32 protein-coding genes and 1 pseudogene are annotated in these 20811 nt (G+C 50.1%); 31 read left to right on the forward strand and 2 right to left on the reverse strand.

The annotated features are described in order from the left end of the window. Window positions 1–98 precede the first annotated feature (98 nt). From kefG to slyD, 4 genes and pseudogenes are all read left to right on the forward strand, one after another. Window positions 99–674, forward strand: a complete 576-nt coding sequence (kefG, locus tag P4S53_RS10700) for a glutathione-regulated potassium-efflux system ancillary protein KefG (protein ID WP_337112689.1) — start codon at window positions 99–101, stop codon at window positions 672–674. Further along, window positions 664–2469 carry a glutathione-regulated potassium-efflux system protein KefB gene (gene kefB, locus P4S53_RS10705; protein WP_337112690.1) on the forward strand — a complete coding sequence of 602 codons (1806 nt, stop codon included), beginning with the start codon at window positions 664–666 and terminating at the stop codon, window positions 2467–2469. Before kefG ends, kefB begins: the two co-directional genes overlap by 11 nt. A gap of 45 nt (window positions 2470–2514) precedes the next feature. Continuing rightward, window positions 2515–2724: a YheV family putative zinc ribbon protein gene (locus P4S53_RS10710; RefSeq protein ID WP_337112691.1), complete on the forward strand. Its 210-nt coding sequence runs from the start codon at window positions 2515–2517 to the stop codon at window positions 2722–2724. Window positions 2725–2809: 85 nt separating this feature from the next. Next, a pseudogene (gene slyD, locus P4S53_RS10715) lies at window positions 2810–3328 on the forward strand (peptidylprolyl isomerase); the annotation flags it as partial. Window positions 3329–3419: 91 nt separating this feature from the next. Here slyD and P4S53_RS10720 read toward each other — a convergent pair. Both P4S53_RS10720 and P4S53_RS10725 read right to left on the reverse strand, forming a co-directional pair. Beyond that, window positions 3420–3644, reverse strand: a complete 225-nt coding sequence (locus P4S53_RS10720) for a SlyX family protein (RefSeq protein ID WP_337114464.1) — start codon at window positions 3642–3644, stop codon at window positions 3420–3422. A gap of 28 nt (window positions 3645–3672) precedes the next feature. Then, window positions 3673–4653, reverse strand: coding sequence for a WD40 repeat domain-containing protein (locus tag P4S53_RS10725; protein WP_337112692.1), 981 nt, complete (start codon window positions 4651–4653; stop codon window positions 3673–3675). Between the two features lie 192 nt (window positions 4654–4845). Here P4S53_RS10725 and fkpA point away from each other — a divergent pair, with 192 nt between their 5' ends. The 27 genes from fkpA to rpsH all read left to right on the forward strand — a co-directional run bounded on the left by fkpA (window position 4846) and on the right by rpsH (window position 20807). After that, a complete protein-coding gene (fkpA, locus tag P4S53_RS10730; RefSeq protein ID WP_337114465.1) occupies window positions 4846–5655 on the forward strand; it encodes an FKBP-type peptidyl-prolyl cis-trans isomerase in 810 nt (269 codons plus the stop codon). A gap of 254 nt (window positions 5656–5909) precedes the next feature. After that, on the forward strand, window positions 5910–6599 hold the full coding sequence (locus tag P4S53_RS10735; RefSeq protein ID WP_202602059.1) for a helix-turn-helix transcriptional regulator: 690 nt from the start codon (window positions 5910–5912) through the stop codon (window positions 6597–6599). Next, window positions 6596–6988 (forward strand): sulfurtransferase complex subunit TusD, encoded by a 393-nt coding sequence (tusD, locus tag P4S53_RS10740; RefSeq protein ID WP_337112693.1) that lies wholly within the window; start codon window positions 6596–6598, stop codon window positions 6986–6988. The genes P4S53_RS10735 and tusD overlap by 4 nt, the downstream gene beginning before the upstream one ends. 17 nt (window positions 6989–7005) lie before the next feature. Next, window positions 7006–7359: a sulfurtransferase complex subunit TusC gene (gene tusC / locus P4S53_RS10745; RefSeq protein ID WP_337112694.1), complete on the forward strand. Its 354-nt coding sequence runs from the start codon at window positions 7006–7008 to the stop codon at window positions 7357–7359. A gap of 41 nt (window positions 7360–7400) precedes the next feature. Continuing rightward, a complete protein-coding gene (gene tusB / locus P4S53_RS10750; protein WP_337112695.1) occupies window positions 7401–7691 on the forward strand; it encodes a sulfurtransferase complex subunit TusB in 291 nt (96 codons plus the stop codon). 179 nt (window positions 7692–7870) lie between these two features. Continuing rightward, on the forward strand, window positions 7871–8245 hold the full coding sequence (rpsL, locus tag P4S53_RS10755) for a 30S ribosomal protein S12 (RefSeq protein WP_004399892.1): 375 nt from the start codon (window positions 7871–7873) through the stop codon (window positions 8243–8245). Window positions 8246–8343: 98 nt separating this feature from the next. Next, window positions 8344–8814 (forward strand): 30S ribosomal protein S7, encoded by a 471-nt coding sequence (gene rpsG, locus P4S53_RS10760; RefSeq protein WP_027250668.1) that lies wholly within the window; start codon window positions 8344–8346, stop codon window positions 8812–8814. 87 nt (window positions 8815–8901) lie between these two features. Beyond that, window positions 8902–10998 carry an elongation factor G gene (gene fusA, locus P4S53_RS10765; RefSeq protein ID WP_337112696.1) on the forward strand — a complete coding sequence of 699 codons (2097 nt, stop codon included), beginning with the start codon at window positions 8902–8904 and terminating at the stop codon, window positions 10996–10998. Between the two features lie 105 nt (window positions 10999–11103). After that, complete coding sequence (tuf, locus tag P4S53_RS10770) at window positions 11104–12288, forward strand: elongation factor Tu (RefSeq protein WP_337112697.1); 1185 nt, start codon at window positions 11104–11106, stop codon at window positions 12286–12288. A gap of 263 nt (window positions 12289–12551) precedes the next feature. Further along, window positions 12552–12785, forward strand: coding sequence for a (2Fe-2S)-binding protein (locus P4S53_RS10775; RefSeq protein ID WP_337112698.1), 234 nt, complete (start codon window positions 12552–12554; stop codon window positions 12783–12785). A gap of 82 nt (window positions 12786–12867) precedes the next feature. Continuing rightward, a complete protein-coding gene (bfr, locus tag P4S53_RS10780; protein WP_046222538.1) occupies window positions 12868–13344 on the forward strand; it encodes a bacterioferritin in 477 nt (158 codons plus the stop codon). A 353-nt stretch (window positions 13345–13697) separates the two neighbouring features. Next, a complete protein-coding gene (rpsJ, locus tag P4S53_RS10785; RefSeq protein WP_005501283.1) occupies window positions 13698–14009 on the forward strand; it encodes a 30S ribosomal protein S10 in 312 nt (103 codons plus the stop codon). Window positions 14010–14023: 14 nt separating this feature from the next. Next, window positions 14024–14653 (forward strand): 50S ribosomal protein L3, encoded by a 630-nt coding sequence (gene rplC / locus P4S53_RS10790; protein ID WP_027251940.1) that lies wholly within the window; start codon window positions 14024–14026, stop codon window positions 14651–14653. Between the two features lie 16 nt (window positions 14654–14669). Next, entirely contained in the window at window positions 14670–15272 is a 603-nt protein-coding gene (gene rplD, locus P4S53_RS10795) for a 50S ribosomal protein L4 (RefSeq protein WP_027251941.1), read from the forward strand. Then, window positions 15269–15571 (forward strand): 50S ribosomal protein L23, encoded by a 303-nt coding sequence (rplW, locus tag P4S53_RS10800; protein ID WP_027251942.1) that lies wholly within the window; start codon window positions 15269–15271, stop codon window positions 15569–15571. The genes rplD and rplW overlap by 4 nt, the downstream gene beginning before the upstream one ends. An 18-nt stretch (window positions 15572–15589) precedes the next feature. Next, complete coding sequence (rplB, locus tag P4S53_RS10805; protein WP_027251943.1) at window positions 15590–16414, forward strand: 50S ribosomal protein L2; 825 nt, start codon at window positions 15590–15592, stop codon at window positions 16412–16414. 20 nt (window positions 16415–16434) lie between these two features. Further along, window positions 16435–16713, forward strand: a complete 279-nt coding sequence (gene rpsS / locus P4S53_RS10810) for a 30S ribosomal protein S19 (protein ID WP_007469141.1) — start codon at window positions 16435–16437, stop codon at window positions 16711–16713. 14 nt (window positions 16714–16727) lie between these two features. Continuing rightward, the gene (gene rplV, locus P4S53_RS10815) at window positions 16728–17060 is read left to right on the forward strand and encodes a 50S ribosomal protein L22 (protein ID WP_027251944.1); all 333 of its coding nucleotides are present in this window, start codon (window positions 16728–16730) and stop codon (window positions 17058–17060) included. Between the two features lie 19 nt (window positions 17061–17079). After that, entirely contained in the window at window positions 17080–17772 is a 693-nt protein-coding gene (gene rpsC / locus P4S53_RS10820) for a 30S ribosomal protein S3 (RefSeq protein WP_027251945.1), read from the forward strand. Window positions 17773–17783: 11 nt separating this feature from the next. Then, window positions 17784–18194: a 50S ribosomal protein L16 gene (gene rplP / locus P4S53_RS10825; protein ID WP_027251946.1), complete on the forward strand. Its 411-nt coding sequence runs from the start codon at window positions 17784–17786 to the stop codon at window positions 18192–18194. Continuing rightward, window positions 18194–18385, forward strand: coding sequence for a 50S ribosomal protein L29 (gene rpmC, locus P4S53_RS10830; protein WP_027251947.1), 192 nt, complete (start codon window positions 18194–18196; stop codon window positions 18383–18385). Before rplP ends, rpmC begins: the two co-directional genes overlap by 1 nt. Then, the gene (gene rpsQ / locus P4S53_RS10835) at window positions 18385–18639 is read left to right on the forward strand and encodes a 30S ribosomal protein S17 (RefSeq protein WP_027251948.1); all 255 of its coding nucleotides are present in this window, start codon (window positions 18385–18387) and stop codon (window positions 18637–18639) included. Before rpmC ends, rpsQ begins: the two co-directional genes overlap by 1 nt. 164 nt (window positions 18640–18803) lie before the next feature. Next, complete coding sequence (rplN, locus tag P4S53_RS10840) at window positions 18804–19175, forward strand: 50S ribosomal protein L14 (RefSeq protein ID WP_027251949.1); 372 nt, start codon at window positions 18804–18806, stop codon at window positions 19173–19175. Window positions 19176–19187: 12 nt separating this feature from the next. Further along, window positions 19188–19502, forward strand: coding sequence for a 50S ribosomal protein L24 (gene rplX, locus P4S53_RS10845; protein WP_027251950.1), 315 nt, complete (start codon window positions 19188–19190; stop codon window positions 19500–19502). Window positions 19503–19517: 15 nt separating this feature from the next. Next, window positions 19518–20057, forward strand: coding sequence for a 50S ribosomal protein L5 (rplE, locus tag P4S53_RS10850; protein WP_027251951.1), 540 nt, complete (start codon window positions 19518–19520; stop codon window positions 20055–20057). A gap of 16 nt (window positions 20058–20073) precedes the next feature. Further along, window positions 20074–20379 (forward strand): 30S ribosomal protein S14, encoded by a 306-nt coding sequence (rpsN, locus tag P4S53_RS10855; RefSeq protein ID WP_027251952.1) that lies wholly within the window; start codon window positions 20074–20076, stop codon window positions 20377–20379. 35 nt (window positions 20380–20414) lie between these two features. Then, window positions 20415–20807, forward strand: coding sequence for a 30S ribosomal protein S8 (gene rpsH / locus P4S53_RS10860; protein WP_027251953.1), 393 nt, complete (start codon window positions 20415–20417; stop codon window positions 20805–20807). Window positions 20808–20811 lie beyond the last annotated feature (4 nt).

The following is a 20811-nucleotide window of genomic DNA, read 5'->3' on the forward strand; positions in this document are numbered from 1 at the left end:
AAGCGACCTTTTGGCGCCAGAATTCGGTATGATGTTTCAAGAGCCGGGACATCCCGTTAATGCTCATGATGTGACTCAGGGAAATGAGGACCAGGCCTATGGAGCACGCCCCACCACGTATTTTGCTGATTTACGCGCATCCGGACCCGGATGCGTCTGTTGCCAATAAAGCCATGCTATCGGCAGTGGCGAATCTGCCTCATGTGACGTTTCACGATCTTTACGGCAAGTATCCGGACTTTTTCATCGATATCACTTATGAGCGAGCCTTGCTGGCGCAGCATGATATTTTGGTTTTTCAGCATCCTCTTTATATGTACTCATGCCCTTCGCTGCTCAAAGAATGGATTGATGTGGTGCTCAGCAAAGGGTTCGCCCACGGGGATGGTAAGGCCACCAAGGGCAAATACTGGCGTTCAGTGATCACGACGGGCGGGGCGGCCGAAGCTTACACGCCGGACGGGTATAACCGCAGCAGTGTGGATGACATCCTCAAACCGTTTGAGCTCACAGCCGAGCTGTGTCAGATGCACTGGATACCGCCTCTGGTGCTGCACTGGGCACGCCGGGTGCCGGATGCCGAGCGGCGCGAACATGCGCAGTTGTACCGGGAGTGGCTGAACTCGCCATTGGCCGAGACCGGCGCCGACAGGGAGAAGCGCTATGGCGTCTGATGTATTGAGTGCCGGTGTGGTGTTTTTGGCCGCGGCCGTTGTGGCTGTGCCGGTCGCCCAGCGCCTCGGGCTGGGATCGGTGTTGGGCTATCTGCTGGCCGGGATCGGCATTGGCCCCTGGGGGCTGGGGCTGATCAATGATGTCGAGGAAGTGCTGCACTTTTCTGAGTTCGGGGTTGTGCTGCTGCTGTTTCTGATTGGACTGGAGCTGAACCCCAGCAAGCTCTGGCAGATGCGGCAGCCCATTCTGGGCCTGGGCGGCAGTCAGGTGGTACTGACCAGTTTAGTGATTGCCACTCTGGTGCTCTTGTGCGGCCAGTTTGTCGGGGCGGTGGATTGGCGGGTCGCCCTGGTGATCGGGATGGGGCTGGCGTTATCTTCCACCGCGATAGCACTGCGGATCATTGAAGAGCAGGGCATCGGCGGCTCGCAGACCGGACAGTCCGGTTTTGCTGTGCTGCTGTTTCAGGATATCGCCGTGATCCCTATGCTCGCGGTGTTGCCCCTGCTGGCGGGCAGCGATGGTGGCACCTGGCTCGATTTAGGCGCCATGGTGGCAGGTATAGCCGTGTTGCTGGTTGGTGGGCATTTTCTCCTGCGGCCCTTGTTTCGCTGGGTGGTGATGTCCGGGGTGCGCGAGCTCTTTACCGTCACGGCTCTGCTGCTGGTGATAGGGATTGCACTGGGCATGGAAATTCTCGGCCTGTCGATGGCGCTTGGGACCTTTCTGGCCGGGGTACTGCTGGCGGAAAGCGAATACCGGCACGAGCTGGAAATTGCCATCGAGCCGTTTAAGGGCTTGCTGCTCGGCCTGTTTTTTATCTCTGTCGGTATGGCGGTCAATCTCGGCCTGCTGCTGGAGTACCCGTTACAAATTCTCGGCGCTGTTGTGGCTCTGGTGGTCATCAAGGGCTTAATCCTGTATCTGCTGGCCCGCCTGTTCGGTATTCAGGCCAAGTCGCGCAGCCAGATGGCGGCGATTCTCAGCCAGGGCGGTGAATTTGCGTTTGTGCTCTTTACGGCGGCACGCAGTGAAGGGTTGCTCGCGGCGGATCTCAGCAGTTTCTTACTAGTGGTGGTGAGCTTGTCGATGATGACCACGCCGCTGATTTTGCGTTTGCAGGACAAATGGTTCATACGCACTTTTAAAGCTGAAGCCAGCGACGAACCGGAATCCGATGTGGTCGATCGCGAACCCAGGGTGATCATTACCGGGTTTGGCCGTTTTGGTCAGGTTGTCGGCAGGCTGCTGTTTGCCAATAAAATCCGGGTCACGATATTAGAACGGGATCCAAGTCAGATTCAGTTCCTGCGTAAGTTTGGCTATAAGGTGTATTATGGCGATGCCAGTCAGCTCGATTTACTGCGTGCGGCGGGCGCAGAAAAAGCAGAAGCGATTATTATCTGTACCGACAATCCGGAAGAGGTGATGCAGGTGGTGGTCCTTTGTCAGCAACATTTTCCGCGCCTGAAAATACTGGCACGCGCCCGTAGCCGGGTGGAAGCGCATCAGTTACTCAGCCACGGTGTGGACAGGTTTTCCCGTGAGACCTTTGCCGGCGCGCTGGATCTGGGACGCCAGGCACTGGTGGCACTGGGCATGCATCCTTACAAAGCCAAACGGGCAGAAGCACATTTTCGGAAATTAGATACCACCGCCTTGCGGGACTTATTGCCCCAGCACTCGGAAGATGTCCACTTAGCGACCCGGGCCAGAGAAGCCCGGAAAGAACTGGAAGAGATCTTCGATCGGGAAATGCGGGGCGAACGTGAGCGACACAATGGCTGGGACTGACCGGCCGACAGGTCAGCAGAACCTGGCAGGAGCAGGAAAAGAACCATGAGTAAGAAACGTTTTATCGCCGGGGCTGTGTGTCCGGCATGCCAGCAGCAAGATACCCTTCGCTGGTGGCTGGAAAATGAGGTAGAGAAAGTCGAGTGTGTGGCATGCCACCATACCGATACGCGCCTGCCTAAATCGGTTGAAGACAGCAAACATGTTGCAGGTACGACATCCGAGCAGGTGATTGGTATTTTCAAGCCGGAGTAAAAAGTCGGCGCGAACAAAATTGGCGTCATCGCGGGCAGATCCGGTATGATGGCGGATTAAATCCCTGCTCAAATTCGGAGTAAACATGAAAGTCGCTAAAGACACAGTAGTAAGCCTGGCTTATCAAGTGAAAACTGAAGAGGGCGTCGTTGTTGACGAGTCAACCACTGAGGCGCCACTTGATTACCTGCACGGCCACAGCAACCTGATCGTTGGTCTGGAAAATGCGCTGGAAGGTCGTGAAGTTGGCGACAAGTTCGAAGTGACTGTGGCGCCAGAAGAAGCTTATGGCGAGCACCATGAAGAAATGGTTCAGCGTGTACCGGCTGAAGTCTTCCAGGGTGTTGACGAGATTACCGTGGGCATGCGTTTCCTGGCCGATACCGATCAGGGTCCTATCCCTGTTGAAGTGACCGAAGTGGATGGCGATGAAGTGGTGGTTGACGGTAACCACATGCTGGCGGGTCAGACGCTGACATTCAACGTCGAAATCGTTGCTACCCGCGCGGCAACTGAAGATGAGATTGCACACGGCCATATCCATCAGGAAGGCGGTTGTGGTCATGATCACGATCATGATCACGATCATGATGGCGGTTGCTGCAACCACTAAGTCATCTTGTCATGACAACAAAACGGGAAGCTCAGGCTTCCCGTTTTTGTCTCATCAGTGTATCAGAGCTTTCTGCTCGGCATCAGTAATGCGGTGGCGGGGTCTCTTCACTTTCACTGGCGATATTGGACACCTGAGAGCCTTGCACTTTGCCAGCTAAATAGCGCACCTGTACCACGAGTTTGTCGAGCACAAACTGCTGCTGGGTCAAGGCGCTATTCAGCTCTTCAATGGTCTGTTCCTGAAAAGCCTGTTTCATTTCCAGCTCATCAATCTGAGCCTGTAGCTTTTGTTCGATATCTGTCATTGTCAATGTCGGCTGCTGTTTACTGTGTTCAGTCAGTGATATACCAGTCCTGGGCGATGCCGGCTGAGCTGCCTGAGCGAACGTCACCGTCTGGTGTGATGGCCACATCATACACCACCGCCGACCCCGGACGCTCGTTTTCTTGTGTGGCGGCTTTCCAGTAAGCGGCTCTCTCCCCGGTTGCAGTGTTCCACAGCTCTACCCGTTTGGAAGGGGTACCGGTTGCCAGATAGCTGCCATCATCAGAAAACCGTGCACTGGAAAAGTTTTGCTGTCTCAGGCGTATGGCCAGTGCCGACTGTTGATGGCCGTCGGACAAATCCCAGAGAAACGCCTGATTACCGCTGTCTGCAGTGAAGGCCAGCTTGCCGTCTCGCTGCAGGGCGACCTGGTTGACTCGTGTCGGGTGCTCAAACCGGTAAAGAATCTGACCGCTGGCCGTATCCCAGAGGTAGGCCAGATTGTCATCGCCACCGGAAAGGGCATAACGGCCGTTGGGGGAGAGGGCGACCGCATTGACTTTTTCTCTGTGGGCAAGGAACTCCAGTCGTCTTCCGTTGCCCAAGTCGACGTACAGCGCTTTGCCGTTTGACAATGCCAGGAGTATCTGTTTACCGTCATTGGCGATCGCCGCATCACGTATGATGCCGTCAGAAACAGACCATAATCCCTGTGCCTGGCTCCAGGCCAGATCCCAGACCGCAAAGTTTTGTGCGGTCACGGTAATGGCAAACCGCTGATTGTCGGATATCTCGCTGTTTGTCACGGTTGTGTGATGTGGATCTTGAGAACCTAAATCAGCTAACTTTTTGTTTTGCTGTAGATCCCAGAGCACGATACCTTGTTGGACTGAATAAAGTAGCGCAAATCGACCATCCCGGCTCAGGCTGAATGTGGTGGCGCCGTCAGCGGCCAGATCCCAGCGCTGGCGTTCCGGGCCGGAAATATCACAACCGGCCAGGGTAAAGAGTGCCAGAATGAAAGTTGCTGCTAAAAATGATTGGCGCATGGATCATACTTTCCGTTTTAAGACTCTTGCGTTCCGACTGTGACGCATTTGTGTCCGACGCAGTGAATGACGGTAAGAAAATAGTTGGTATTAGTATATTGATATGGCATGGTTTTAACATAGCTGTGTAGAACCTTGCGTAAAATTAAGAGCTTAGACTCTGAATAAATGGAGAGATACATGAAACCAGTTCTGAAACCCGTTCTAAAAATGTCTGTGTTGGCAGCAACGATTCTGTTGGCCGTTGGCTGCCAGGATGAGAAAACGTCAGCACCGGCAGAGACAGCAGAGCCGGCAAAAGTTGAACAGGCGGCTGCGACAGACGCTGCAATGGCATTCGAGTCTGATGATCAGAAAGCGGCTTATGCGATTGGGGCTTCACTGGCACAATACCTGTCAGCGAACCTGGAACAGCAAAAAGAGCTGGGTCTGGATCTGAAAAAAGAAGATGTACTGGCTGGGGTGAGCGATGTTTTTGCCGGTAACAGCCGTATGAGCCAGGAAGAAACACAGCAGGCGCTGCAGGATCTGGATCAGCGTGTCTCTGACATGATGGCAAGCAAAGCCAAAGAAGAAGCTGAAAAGAACACCAAAGCTGGCGATGATTTCCGTGCGGAATTCGAAAAACAAGAAGGCGTGAAGAAAACTGAATCAGGCCTGCTGTATCAGGTCGAGACTGAAGGTAAAGGCGAGATGCCAAAAGCCACCGATACAGTGCAAGTGCACTATAGCGGTACGCTGATTGACGGCACGGAATTTGACAGCTCATATAAGCGCAATCAACCGGCCACTTTCCCGCTGAATCAGGTGATTCCGGGCTGGACGGAAGGCGTGCAGCTGATGCCGGTCGGTTCTAAGTTCAAGTTTGTGATTCCGCCAGAGCTGGCTTACGGTTCGCAAGCAAACCCAAGTATTCCGGCAAACTCTACCTTGGTGTTTGAAGTTGAGCTGCTGGATATCGTCAAAGCGGATCAGGACGCAGAGGCCACTGCAGAGCAGTAAGCCTTGCGTTGATCAGATATTTGAGCCCGGCTGATGCCGGGCTTTTTGCATTTACGGCGCTGATTTAGGATCATTTTTGTGCGCTGCAAATTTCATTTTCTGAAGACCTGTTTCCATATTCTGATAAACTTGCAAGCAAGAATTGAATTTTTCCCCGTTTCGTTGAAACCGAAGCTTGCCTTCAACACCAGTGGAGCGGGAACAAGCAAGGAAGACTGAAAGTGGTATCGACCGATAACTTTGGCACTGACGTCATGGTGGAAAGTGACTTAATAGAGACCCGTACTTTTACTGAGCACGACTTTGTTATCTTGCGCTCATACGAAGCCGTGGTTGATGGACTGGCTACCCTGATAGGGCCTTTTTGTGAAATTGTGCTGCATTCACTGGCTGATCTGAATACCTCGGCGATCAAAATTGCCAATGGTGAAAATACCGGCCGCAAAGTGGGCTCGCCGATCACTGATCTGGCATTGCGTATGCTGCGTGACATTGAAGGGTCTGAGCGCAACTTCTCCCGGGCCTACTTCACCCGTGCCAAGGGTGGCGCATTAATGAAGTCCATCACCATTGCGATTCGCAATGCCGATGACAATATCATCGGGTTACTGTGTATCAACGTGAACCTGGATGCCCCTTTTTCTCAGATTCTGCAGTCATTTATGCCGACCGATGAAGCCAAGCAGGCCGCTTCCAGCGTGAATTTTGCCAGCGACGTCGATGAGCTGGTGGATCAGACGGTTGAGCGCACGATTGAAGAAATCAATGCCGACAAGAATGTTTCGAATAATGCCAAAAACCGTCAGATAGTGATGGAGCTGTACGACAAAGGGATCTTCGATATTAAAGATGCCATCAACCGGGTTGCTGACCGCCTGAACATTTCCAAACACACTGTCTACTTATATATACGCCAGCGTAAAACGGAGGATGGCGAAAAATGAGCCTGACATTTGCTCTGGTGGTTGATGGGCCGGCCTACGGTTCGCAGAATGCGCGCAGTGCCTTTCAGTTTGCGCAGGCCGTCATCGCCAACGGGCACAGGTTGCAGCGGGTATTTTTCTATCAGGATGGGGTTCACAACGGATCGGCACTGACCGCACCGGCGTCGGATGAATTTGATTTACTGGCCGCCTGGCAGCAACTGGGCTGTGAGCACCAGGTCGAGTTGCAAACTTGTGTGGCTGCCGCGTTGCGCCGTGGCGTGGTCAGCGAACTCGAAGCCAGTCAGAATGCGCTGCCGGGTCATAATCTGGCCGCTGGCTTTGAACAGGCCGGGCTGGGCGGACTGGCCGAAGTGTTATTGAGCGCTGATCGCGTCATTCAGTTTTAATCAATTCGGAAATCCTTATGTCGATTGGGTTCGTTTTTCGTTCCGTCCCCCATGGCAGTAACAGTGGCCGTGAAGGGTTAGATGCTGTACTGGCAACTTCTGCTTACAGTGAAGAGCTGCAACTGTTCTTCATGGGCGATGGCGTATGGCAACTGGTCAAAGGCCAGCAGGGGACGGCGGTACTGGGGCGTGAATACAGCGCGGCCTTTAAAATGTTGCCGCTGTATGATCTTGAAGAGGTGTTTGTGTGCTGCGAGTCCATGGCTGAGCGCGGGCTTACTCTGGATGATTTACTGATCGAAGCGGAGCCGCTTTCACCGCAGGATTTGGCCGCCAGACTTCACCGTTGCCAGAAAATTCTCAGCTACTAATTGCCAGCGACTTATGCTGTGTGCAGCATTCAGGACTTTCTATGTTACACATGATTTTTTCTTCTCCTTTTCAAAATCGGGCATTACAGCAGTGCGTTGCTCAACTTTTGCCCGGTGATGAAATTGTGTTGCTGCAAGATGGCGTTGTCGCCGCCACATCGCCGGGACAACTTGAATCTGCGTTGAAGCAAGCGGCGGCCGTGTACGCACTGGAGACGGATTTACAGGCGAGAGGCCTGACAGGTCGGGTTGCCGCGGAGGTCGAAGTGATCGATCACAACATGTTAGTGACCTTGACGGTACGCCATCCTAACTGCATGAAATGGGCCTGAATAAACGCGGTGAAAAAGGTTTCAACCGGCCGTAAAGAGGCTGGTTAAGAAATGATCATCAATGTGATCGCTGTATATATCTTGACACCTTATAGTCCGACGCCTAAAATTTCGCGTCCTCCTGTTGTTGGGAGGCAGATTTTTCACCTTTACGAAAGTAAATAATCAGGAGCTATTTAATGGCAACTATTAACCAGCTGGTACGCAAACCACGTGCAAAGCAAGTTGTTAAGAGCAACGTGCCTGCGCTAGAAGCGTGTCCACAAAAACGTGGTGTATGTACTCGTGTATACACTACTACTCCAAAAAAACCAAACTCCGCACTGCGTAAAGTATGTCGTGTACGTCTGACCAACGGTTTTGAAGTCACGTCTTACATCGGCGGTGAAGGCCACAACCTGCAAGAGCACAGTGTTGTTCTTATCCGTGGTGGTCGTGTTAAAGACCTTCCAGGTGTTCGTTACCACACTGTTCGTGGTGCACTTGACTGTGCGGGTGTTAACGACCGTAAACAAGGTCGTTCTAAGTACGGTGTGAAGCGTCCTAAGTCTTAATGGAATCCGTTAAGTAAGGCCAAACACTAAATTATTTGTAATTTTGAAAAAACTGAAAAGTTTTGGATAAAACCTGAAGAAGACAACGGAGAATTTCCATGCCACGTCGTCGCGTAATTGGTCAGCGTAAGATCCTTCCAGATCCTAAATTCAAATCTGAATTGCTGGCAAAATTCGTCAACATCCTGATGGTTGACGGTAAGAAATCTACTGCAGAGAAAATTGTTTACACTGCACTGGATTCAATGGCTGAGCGCTCTGGTGAAGAGCACCTGTCAATTTTTGAAAAAGCTCTTGATAACGTTCGCCCAGCGGTAGAAGTTAAATCTCGCCGTGTAGGTGGTTCAACTTACCAGGTACCAGTAGAAGTACGTCCTGTGCGTCGTAATGCTCTGGCTATGCGTTGGTTGGTTGAAGCTGCGCGTAAGCGTGGTGAAAAATCTATGGCTGCTCGCCTGGCTGCTGAAATGCTGGACGCTGCCGACAACAAAGGTTCTGCTGTTAAGAAACGTGAAGACGTTCACCGTATGGCAGAAGCGAACAAAGCGTTCGCACACTACCGCTGGTAATTTCATTATTAGCGAATGGGCGCAGCAGGCTTGGCCTGCTGCGCCCGTACCATTTTCTAAGGATAACCTTAGTAAGAGGATTCAACCGTGGCTCGCAAAACTCCTATTGAGCGTTACCGTAACATCGGTATTTGCGCTCACGTAGACGCCGGTAAAACAACCACGACCGAGCGTATCCTGTTTTACACAGGTCTTTCCCATAAAATTGGTGAAGTACACGATGGTGCAGCTACCATGGACTGGATGGAACAGGAGCAGGAGCGTGGGATCACCATTACCTCTGCTGCCACTACAACCTTCTGGCGTGGTATGGACGCTCAGTTTCCTGAGCATCGCATCAATATTATCGACACCCCAGGACACGTTGATTTCACGATCGAAGTAGAGCGTTCCCTACGCGTACTTGATGGTGCAGTGGTTGTCTTCTGTGGCTCATCCGGTGTTGAACCTCAGTCTGAGACAGTATGGCGTCAGGCTGACAAATACGAAGTGCCGCGTATGGTCTTCGTTAACAAGATGGACCGTGCAGGCGCTGATTTCCTGCGTGTGATTGAGCAAATCAAAGTTCGTCTTGGCGCAAATCCGGTGCCGATTCAATTGAATATTGGTGCGGAAGAAGAATTCAAAGGTGTGATCGACCTGATTAAAATGAAAGCGATCAACTGGAATGAAGCCGATCAGGGCATGAGCTTCACTTATGAAGACATTCCGGCAGACATGCAAGAGCTGGCCGAAGAATGGCACACGAATCTGGTTGAGTCAGCGGCTGAGGCAACAGAAGAGCTGATGGATAAGTATCTTGAAGAAGGTACTTTGTCAGAAGATGAAATCAAAGCCGGTCTGCGCCAACGTACGTTGAACAATGAAATCGTACTGGCAACCTGTGGCTCTGCATTTAAGAACAAAGGTGTTCAGGCTGTACTGGATGCGGTTGTGGAATTCTTGCCATCGCCAACGGAAGTAAAAGCAATCCGTGGTGAAGATATGGATGGCAATGAAGTGATCCGCCACTCAAGCGACGAAGAACCTTTCGCTGCGCTGGCGTTTAAGATCGCAACTGACCCGTTCGTAGGCACCCTGACATTTATGCGTGTTTATTCCGGTGTTGTGAATTCAGGCGATAGCGTCTACAACACGGTGAAAGATAAGCGTGAGCGCTTTGGCCGTATCGTTCAGATGCACTCCAATAAGCGTGAAGAAATTAAAGAAGTTCGAGCTGGCGACATCGCGGCAGCAATTGGCCTGAAGAACGTTACTACCGGTGATACTCTTTGCGATCCAGAACACAAAGTGATTCTGGAGCGGATGGAATTCCCAGAGCCAGTGATTCAGATTGCTGTTGAACCAAGGTCGAAAGCCGACCAGGAAAAAATGGGTATTGCACTGGGTAAACTGGCTGCAGAAGATCCATCATTCCGGGTAGAAACCGATGAAGAATCTGGCCAAACCCTGATTTCGGGTATGGGTGAGCTTCATCTGGATATCATCGTTGACCGTATGAAGCGTGAGTTCAGCGTTGAATGTAACGTTGGTAAGCCTCAGGTTGCTTTCCGTGAAACTATCCGTGGCAAAACGGAAGTGGAAGGAAAGTTCGTACGTCAATCTGGTGGTCGCGGCCAGTACGGTCACGTCTGGCTGAAGATTGAGCCTTCCGAGCCGAATGCAGGTTTCGTCTTTGTAGACGAAGTCGTCGGTGGCACAGTACCGAGAGAATATATCGGTGCAGTTGCCAAAGGTATCGAAGAGCAGATGAAAAATGGTGTGCTTGCCGGTTACCCGGTACTGGACGTCAAAGCGACGCTGTTCGATGGTTCATACCACGATGTTGACTCGAGCGAAATGGCGTTTAAGATCGCCGGTTCTATGGCGTTCAGGAAGGGTGCACTTGATGCGCAACCTGTCATTCTTGAACCTATGATGAAAGTTGAAGTAACCACGCCGGAAGACTGGATGGGTGATGTGGTTGGCGACTTGAACCGTCGTCGCGGCATCATTGGCGGTATGGATGAAGGCCCGGCTGGGCTGAAGATTATCCGTGCCCATGTTCCGCTTTCTGAGATGTTTGGTTACGCAACGGATCTTCGTTCTGCTACCCAAGGCCGTGCTTCCTATTCGATGGAGTTCAGCGAATATGCTGAAGTTCCGAAGAATATCGCCGATGGAATCATCGCTGAACGCGGCTAAACATTAGCAGAAATATTGCGTCAGCTTCGGTTGCCGCATAAAATACAACTTCTGACGCGTCCCGCCAATATGTGGGGCGAATCACAACTAGGAAGGAACACGATCGTGTCTAAAGAAAAATTTGAACGTACGAAACCGCACGTTAACGTTGGTACTATCGGCCACGTTGACCACGGTAAAACCACTCTGACTGCTGCTATCTGTACTACTTTGGCTAAAGTATACGGTGGTGCTGCACGTGACTTCGCATCTATCGATAATGCGCCAGAAGAGCGTGAGCGTGGTATCACTATCTCTACTTCTCACGTAGAGTACGATACTCCGACTCGCCACTACGCGCACGTTGACTGCCCAGGACACGCTGACTACGTTAAGAACATGATCACCGGTGCTGCTCAGATGGACGGTGGTATCCTGGTTGTTGCTGCGACTGATGGCCCAATGCCTCAGACTCGTGAGCACATCCTGCTGGGTCGTCAGGTTGGTATCCCTTACATCATCGTGTTCATGAACAAGTGTGACATGGTTGATGACGAAGAGCTGCTGGAGCTGGTTGAGATGGAAGTGCGTGAACTTCTGTCTGAGTACGACTTCCCAGGCGACGATTGCCCAGTAATCATGGGTTCTGCTCTGGGCGCGCTGAATGGCGAAGCTCAGTGGGAAGAGAAAATTGTTGAGCTGGCTGAAGCGCTGGACAACTACATCCCAGAGCCAGAGCGTGCGATCGACAAGCCGTTCATCCTGCCAATCGAAGACGTATTCTCAATCCAGGGCCGTGGTACTGTTGTAACTGGTCGTGTTGAGCAAGGTATCGTTCGCGTAGGTGACGAAGTTGCTATCGTAGGTATCAAAGACACCATCACTACGACTTGTACTGGTGTTGAGATGTTCCGTAAGCTTCTGGACGAAGGCCGTGCTGGTGAGAACGTTGGTGTTCTGCTGCGTGGTACTAAGCGTGACGAAGTTGAGCGTGGTCAAGTACTGGCTAAGCCTGGTTCAATCACTCCACACACGACTTTCGAGTCTGAAGTATACGTTCTGTCTAAAGATGAAGGCGGCCGTCACACGCCATTCTTCAAAGGCTACCGTCCACAGTTCTACTTCCGTACAACTGACGTGACCGGTACTATCGAACTGCCAGAAGGCGTTGAGATGGTTATGCCAGGTGACAACATCAAGATGGTTGTTACTCTGATCGCACCTATCGCAATGGACGAAGGTCTGCGCTTCGCAATCCGTGAAGGTGGCCGTACCGTTGGTGCTGGTGTTGTTGCTAAGATCGTTGCTTAATTAGCAAAGATTGAATCAACACGAAAAAAGGGAGCTCAGGCTCCCTTTTTGTGTATTTAAGACTCTGCAATCGCTCATTTATCCTCAGATTCTGATTCCCTTCGCAAAATCCCGCAGCTAACCGCTTATCTTTTCTACATATTCTGTAGACGCAATTTTGTTCATTATTGATAACTAATTCATCTAGCAAAGTGACGGATCTTAAGTGGTAATGCTAACGGTTCTCGTTTATATTTGAGTCAGATCAGTTGCAGAGAGTTGTTATGTACGTTTGCCTGTGTCACGGAATTTCTGACAAAAAGATTGTGAAATTGGTAGAAGAGGAAGGTGTCTCAGATATCCGTGGGATCAAAGCGATCACCCCTCTCGGTTCTCAATGCGGTAAGTGTATTCGTCAGGCAAAAGGCATCATTCAACATGTGGTTCTGGAGCGGGATACTGCCCTGGATATTACAGTGATTGACGTGACTGAGGTTACGCTCAAAAAAGCGAGCTAATCTTCAGTTTAACAACGTCTCTTTTTTGACACTCTTCAGATCGGTTCTAAGCTTAAAGGGACCGAGAGAGGAGTGTTAGCTAATGAAAGCCGATCCGAAAATCATTCAACATCTCAACAAAATCCTGGGCAATGAACTGGTGGCAATCAACCAGTATTTCCTCCATGCCCGTATGTACAAGGATTGGGGCCTCAAGCATCTTGCCGACAAGGAATACCACGAATCTATCGATGAAATGAATCATGCCGATCATTTGATTGAGCGGATCCTGTTTCTGGAGGGGATTCCGAATCTCCAGGACTTGGGTAAGCTGCGTATTGGCGAAGATACCAAAGAAATGCTCGAGTGTGACCTCTCTCTGGAAATGGATGCCATTCCGGATTTACGGGACGCAATTCAGTACGCTGAAGAAGTACGGGATTATGTCTCCCGGGATCTATTCCAGGACATTCTGGAAGACGAAGAAGAGCATGTCGACTGGCTGGAAACTCAGCTTGGTTTGATCGAGCGTATGGGTATTAACAATTACAATCAGGCCCAGATTGTAGACGAAGACTAGTTCGCCGATATCATCAGCACCTCTGGCCTTCATTTGCCCACAGTACACAATGGATGAAGGCTTTTTCATTTTTCTGCTTAATTTCCCATCATCCCTTGCCTTTCATTTTGTGATCGGTATAATGCCCGGCACTGTCTCGAGAAGACGGTTGTGAACCAATAAGCGTTGAGGAAGGAATCAGTTCACTGATTCGGTAATGTATACTCTGACTTATGTTCGCAGTCATTCAATTGGCTGACAATGCGCCCAAAAGGGGTGCTACGTTCACATAAATCAATCGACATTCTCTCGTCTTAACGAGTTTGAGTGGCGATATTGTTTGTGTAAATTTTTTTGAATTGGAGCTCTGTCTCATGCAGAACCAACGTATTCGTATCCGCCTGAAGGCTTTCGATCACCGTTTGATCGATCAGTCTACTGCGGAGATCGTTGAAACAGCTAAGCGTACTGGCGCGCAGGTTCGTGGTCCAATCCCACTGCCTACTCGTAAAGAGCGTTTCACTGTTCTTATTTCTCCACACGTGAATAAGGACGCCCGTGATCAGTACGAAATCCGTACCCACAAGCGCCTTATCGACATCGTTGAGCCAACAGACAAAACTGTTGATGCTCTGATGCGTCTGGATCTAGCTGCTGGCGTTGATGTACAGATCAGCCTAGGTTAAGGGGAGATAAGAGAATGATTGGTCTAATCGGTCGTAAAGTGGGCATGACCCGCATCTTTACCGAAGATGGCGCTTCTATCCCAGTTACTGTGGTTGAAGTAGAAAATAACCGTGTTACTCAGGTTAAATCTGTAGACACTGATGGTTATAACGCTATCCAGGTTACCGCTGGTGCTAAGAAAGCAAGCCGCGTAAACAAAGCTGAAGCTGGTCACTTTGCGAAAGCAGGTGTTGAAGCTGGCCGCGGTTTGTGGGAATTCCGCCTAGACAATGGTGAAGAGTTCGCAGTAGGCGCTGAGCTGAACGTAGAACTGTTCAACGAAATTAAGAAAGTAGACGTTACTGGCACTTCAAAGGGTAAAGGTTTCCAAGGCGCTGTTAAGCGTTGGAACTTCCGTACTCAAGATATGAGCCACGGTAACTCCTTGTCTCACCGTGCTCCTGGTTCTATCGGTCAATGTCAGACTCCAGGTCGCGTATTTAAAGGCAAGAAAATGGCTGGTCACATGGGTGCTGAGCGTGTAACGACTCAAAACCTAGAGATCGTACGTGTTGACGCTGAGCGCAACCTGCTTCTGATCAAAGGTGCAGTACCAGGCGCAACTGGCGGCAACGTGATCGTAAAACCAGCTGTTAAAGCGTAACGTCGAGGAGTTAGTAATGGAATTGGTAGTCAAAGGCGCTGATGCGCTAGCTGTCTCCGAAACTACTTTTGGGCGTGAGTTTAACGAAGCGCTGGTGCACCAAGTAGTTGTTGCGTATGCAGCAGGTGCCCGTCAAGGTACTCGTGCACAAAAGACCCGTTCTGACGTATCTGGTGGCGGTGCTAAGCCATGGCGTCAAAAGGGTACTGGTCGTGCCCGTGCGGGTACCATCCGTAGCCCACTGTGGCGTACAGGTGGTGTAACTTTCGCAGCTCGTCCACAGGACCACAGCCAGAAAGTTAACAAGAAAATGTACCGCGGTGCGATGAAGTGCATCCTGTCTGAGCTGGTTCGTCAAGAGCGTCTGATCGTTGTTGATAACTTCTCAGTAGAAGCACCAAAAACGAAAGAGTTGGCTGCAAAGCTGAAAGAACTGGAACTGAACGATGTTCTGATCGTGACCGGTGAACTGGATGAGAATCTGTTCCTGGCAGCACGCAACCTGTACAAGGTTGACGTTCGCGATGCCGCTGCAATCGACCCAGTTAGCTTGATCGCATTCGACAAAGTAGTGATGACTGCTGCGGCAGTTAAGCAAGTTGAGGAGATGCTGGCATGATCACCGAAGAGCGTATCCTAAAAGTTCTGCGTGCTCCGCACATCTCTGAAAAAGCGACCATGGCTGCTGAGAACGGTAACACTATCGTTTTCAAAGTAGCGATGACCGCAACGAAGCGTGAGATCAAAGCGGCAGTTGAAAAACTGTTCGAGGTTGAAGTTAAGTCTGTAAATACTCTGATTGCTAAAGGTAAAACTAAGCGTCAAGGTATGCGCCAAGGCCGTCGTAGTGACTGGAAGAAAGCGTACGTGATCCTGAAAGAAGGTCAAGACATCGACTTCGCTGGTAGTGCAGAGTAAGGCTAGGAGCAAAGAAGAATGGCTATTGTAAAATGTAAGCCGACTTCCCCAGGTCGTCGCCACGTTGTTAAAGTGGTTAACTCTGACCTGCATAAGGGTAAGCCGTATGCACCACTTCTAGAGAAAAACTCTAAGACTGGTGGTCGTAACAATAACGGTCGTATTACTGTTCGTCACATCGGTGGTGGTAACAAACAACATTACCGTCTGATTGACTTTAAGCGTAATAAAGATGGTATCCCAGCGAAAGTTGAGCGTCTGGAATACGATCCAAACCGTAGCGCAAACATCGCTCTGGTTCTTTACGCAGATGGTGAGCGTCGTTACATCATTGCACCAAAAGGCATCCAAGCTGGTGATACTATCCAGTCTGGTTCAGATGCTGCGATCAAAGTAGGTAACACCCTGCCAATGCGCAACATCCCAGTTGGTTCAACTGTACACTGTGTTGAACTGAAGCCTGGTAAAGGTGCTCAGCTGGCTCGTTCAGCTGGTACTTACGCACAAATCGTAGCTCGTGCTGGCGCATACGTGACTATTCGTCTGCGTTCTGGCGAAATGCGTAAAGTTCTTGCCGAAGGTCGTGCGACTCTGGGTGAGGTTGGTAACGGTGAGCATATGCTGCGTGAACTGGGTAAAGCCGGTGCTTCACGTTGGCGTGGTGTTCGTCCAACCGTACGTGGTGTTGTAATGAACCCAATCGACCACCCACACGGTGGTGGTGAAGGTCGTACTTCTGGTGGTCGTCACCCAGTGACACCATGGGGCGTACCGACTAAGGGTTACAAAACTCGTAAGAACAAACGTACCGACAAGTACATCGTACGTCGTCGTAATAAGTAATTTATATCAGAGGATAAGCCATGCCACGTTCTCTCAAGAAAGGTCCTTTTATTGACCTGCACTTGCTGAAGAAGGTAGAGAAAGCGGTGGAAAGCGGTGACAAGAAGCCTGTTAAGACTTGGTCCCGTCGCTCAATGATCATCCCTCAGATGATCGGTTTGACCATCGCTGTCCATAATGGTCGTCAGCACGTACCCGTTTTCGTTTCTGAAGAAATGATCGGTCACAAGCTGGGCGAATTTGCACCAACACGTACTTATCGCGGCCACGCTGCAGATAAGAAAGCTAAGAAGCGCTAAGAGGAGTATAGGTAATGGAAGCTATCGCTAAACATCGCTTTGCTCGCATCTCACCGCAGAAAGCTCGTTTGGTTGCGGATCAAGTGCGCGGTAAAACGGTTGCACAAGCTCTGGAAATTCTGACTTTCAGCAACAAAAAAGCTGCTGACCTGGTTAAGAAGGTTCTGGAATCCGCTATCGCTAATGCTGAGCACAACGAAGGCGCAGACATCGATGACTTGAATGTTGCGAAAATCTTCGTTGATGAAGGCCCAACCATGAAGCGTATTATGCCTCGTGCTAAAGGCCGTGCCGATCGCATCTTGAAGCGTTCTAGCCACATCACTGTTGTTGTAGCGGATCGCTAAGAGAGTAGGAGACAAAGCAATGGGTCAAAAAGTACATCCTAATGGTATTCGTCTTGGCATCGTGAAGCCTTGGAATACCACTTGGTATGCTAACAGCAACGAATTCGCTGACAACCTAGACGGCGACTTCAAGGTACGTCAATTCCTGACCAAGGAATTAGCAAAAGCGTCTCTGTCTCGTATCGTTATCGAGCGTCCTGCTAAGAGCATTCGTGTAACCATTCACACTGCTCGTCCAGGCGTTGTTATCGGTAAGAAAGGCGAAGATGTTGAGAAACTGCGCGCTCGCGTTGCGAAGATCGCTGGTGTTCCAGCTCAGATCAACATCGCTGAAGTTCGTAAGCCAGAGCTGGATGCACAGCTTGTTGGTGACAGCATCGCTTCTCAGCTTGAGCGCCGTGTTATGTTCCGTCGCGCGATGAAGCGTGCGGTACAGAATGCTATGCGTCTGGGCGCTAAAGGCATCAAAGTTGAAGTAAGTGGCCGTCTGGGCGGCGCTGAAATTGCACGTACCGAGTGGTACCGTGAAGGCCGTGTGCCTTTGCACACTCTGCGTGCTGACATTGATTATGCGACTTCTTCCGCTCACACCCAATACGGTGTAATTGGTATTAAAACTTGGATCTTCAAAGGCGAAGTTCTGGGTGGTATGCCAGTTGAAGAGCCTAAGGCTGATAACAAGCCTAAGAAGCAACGCAAAGGCCGTAAATAAGGAGTTTATTGATGCTGCAACCTAAACGCACTAAATTCCGCAAGACTCATAAGGGTCGTAACCGCGGTCTGGCGAACGGTACTGATGTAAGCTTCGGTACTTTCGGTCTGAAAGCAGTTGGCCGTGGCCGTATTACTGCTCGTCAGATCGAGGCTGCTCGTCGTGCTATGACTCGTCATATCAAACGTCAGGGCCAAATCTGGATTCGTATCTTCCCGGACAAGCCTATTACAAGCAAGCCGTTGGAAGTTCGTCAGGGTAAGGGTAAAGGTAACGTTGAGTACTGGGTAGCCCAAATCCAACCAGGTAAAGTTCTTTATGAAATGGATGGTGTTTCAGAAGATCTTGCTCGCGAAGCCTTTAAACTGGCCGCGCGTAAGCTTCCTGTAAAAACCACTTTCGTAACTAAGGCGGTGATGTGATGAATGCACAAGATCTGCGCGCAAAAAGCGTTGAAGAACTGAATGCTGAGCTTGTGAACCTGCTGCGCGAGCAGTTCAACCTGCGTATGCAGGCTGCAACTGGCCAACTGCAACAGACTCACACTCTGAAAGCAGTACGTCGCGATATCGCACGTGTTAAAACCGTTCTGAATGAGAAGGCTGGCGCATAATGAGCGAGAAAATTCGTACTCAGCAGGGTCGTGTTGTTAGCGACAAGATGGACAAGTCTATCGTGGTTGCTATCGAACGTTTCGTGAAGCACCCAATCTATGGTAAGTTCATCAAGCGTACGACTAAACTGCACGCTCACGATGAGAACAACGAGTGTGGCATTGGCGACACAGTTGAGATCAGTGAGTGTCGTCCACTGTCTAAGAAAAAATCTTGGACTCTGGTACGCGTTGTTGAGAAAGCGCGCGTTTAAGCGAGCTTTAGCAACTACATAACTGAGCGGCCCCTGAAAAAATGGGGCCGTTTATTTTTTATCTACCCATTCTCAAAAAATGGTGTTATTATTCGCCGCCCTTGTAATAAAGGCGAATTCGACCCGAGATGGGTCTAGATGTTTTTGATAAGCGGAGCACTAACATGATCCAAATGCAAAGTATGCTAGATGCAGCCGATAACTCCGGCGCTCGTAGCGTAATGTGTATTAAGGTTCTGGGTGGTTCTCACCGTCGCTATGCACATATCGGTGACATCATCAAAGTTACTGTCAAGGAAGCAATTCCTCGCGGTAAAGTGAAAAAAGGTGATGTACTGAAAGCGGTGGTTGTGCGCACCCGTAAAGGCGTTCGTCGTCCAGACGGCTCTGTCATTCGCTTCGACCGTAATGCTTGCGTATTGCTGAACAACAATACAGAGCAACCAATCGGTACTCGTATCTTTGGCCCAGTGACTCGTGAACTTCGCTCTGCGAAATTCATGAAAATTGTTTCACTAGCGCCAGAAGTACTGTAAGGAGTGACGAAAATGGCAGCTAAAATCCGTCGTAACGACGAAGTTATCGTTCTTACTGGTAAAGATAAAGGTAAGAAAGGTAAAGTATCTAAGGTCCTGGCAACTGGTAAAATCGTTGTTGAAGGTATCAACCTGGTTAAAAAACACCAAAAGCCTGTACCGGCTATGGGTATCCAGGGTGGCATCGTTGAACAAGAAGCAGCTCTTGATGCTTCTAACGTTGCAATCTTCAACGCGGCAACTGGTAAAGCTGACCGTGTAGGCTTCCGATTTGAAGACGGCAAAAAAGTTCGTTTCTTCAAATCTAATGGCGAAACTATCAAGTAATTTTGGAGTAGTACTATGGCGAAACTGCATGATTACTACAAAGAGTCTGTTGTAAAAGAACTTGCTGACAAGTTCGAGTACAAGAGCATCATGCAAGTCCCAAGGATCGAAAAGATCACCCTGAACATGGGTGTCGGTGAAGCCTTGAACGACAAGAAGCTGTTGGAAAACGCAGCTGCTGATATGGCCGCAATTACAGGTCAAAAGCCGCTGGTTACCAAAGCTCGTAAGTCTGTTGCTGGCTTTAAGATCCGTGAGGGCTACCCGATCGGCTGTAAAGTAACCCTGCGTGGCGAACGTATGTGGGACTTTTTCGAACGTCTGATCTCTATTGCTGTACCGCGTATCCGTGATTTCCGTGGTTTGAACCCGAAATCATTCGACGGTCGTGGTAACTATAGCATGGGCGTTCGTGAGCAGATTATCTTCCCAGAGATCGATTTCGATAAAGTAGATCGTGTACGTGGTTTAGACATCACAATCACAACTACTGCGAACTCTGACGAAGAAGCTCGTGCTCTGCTGTCTGCTTTTAACTTCCCATTCCGTAAGTAAAAAGTAAGGGTTACTAATGGCTAAAGAATCTATGAAGGCACGTGAAGTAAAACGTGCCAAGCTGGTAGCAAAGTACGCTGAAAAGCGTGCCGCGCTTAAAGCTCTAATTAGCGACGTGAATGCGTCTGAAGAAGAACGCTGGGATGCAGTGCTCAAGCTTCAGTCTCTACCACGTGATTCAAGTCCATCTCGTCAGCGTAATCGCTGTAACCAGACTGGACGCCCACACGGGTACCTGCGTAAGTTTGGTCTGTCCCGTATCAAGGTTCGTGAAGCTTGCATGAAAGGCGAGATTCCGGGTCTGCGTAAGGCTAGCTGGTAATTTATTACCAATTAAGAATCACGGAGTATTGACTTATGAGCATGCAAGATCCGATTTCGGATATGCTGACCCGCATTCGTAACGGTCAGGCAGCGAAGAAAGTTGCTGTTAAAATGCCATCTTCTAAGTTGAAAGTTGCCATCGCAGCTTTGCTGAAAGAAGAAGGTTTTGTGGCTGACTACGCCGTTTCTGGCGAAGTTAAGCCTGAACTCGAAGTTACTCTGAAGTACTTCGAGACTAAAGCTGTAATTGAGCAAATCCAGCGCGTTTCACGTCCTGGCCTGCGTATCTACAAGAAAAAAGATGCGCTGCCGACTGTGATGGGTGGCCTGGGTATTGCCGTTGTGTCCACTTCCAAGGGTCTGATGACTGACCGTGCTGCTCGTAAAGCAGGTCTTGGTGGTGAGATTATCTGCTACGTAGCTTAATAGG

This window comes from Photobacterium sp. Hal280 (assembly GCF_037162255.1).
Taxonomy (GTDB): Bacteria; Pseudomonadota; Gammaproteobacteria; order Enterobacterales; family Vibrionaceae; genus Photobacterium.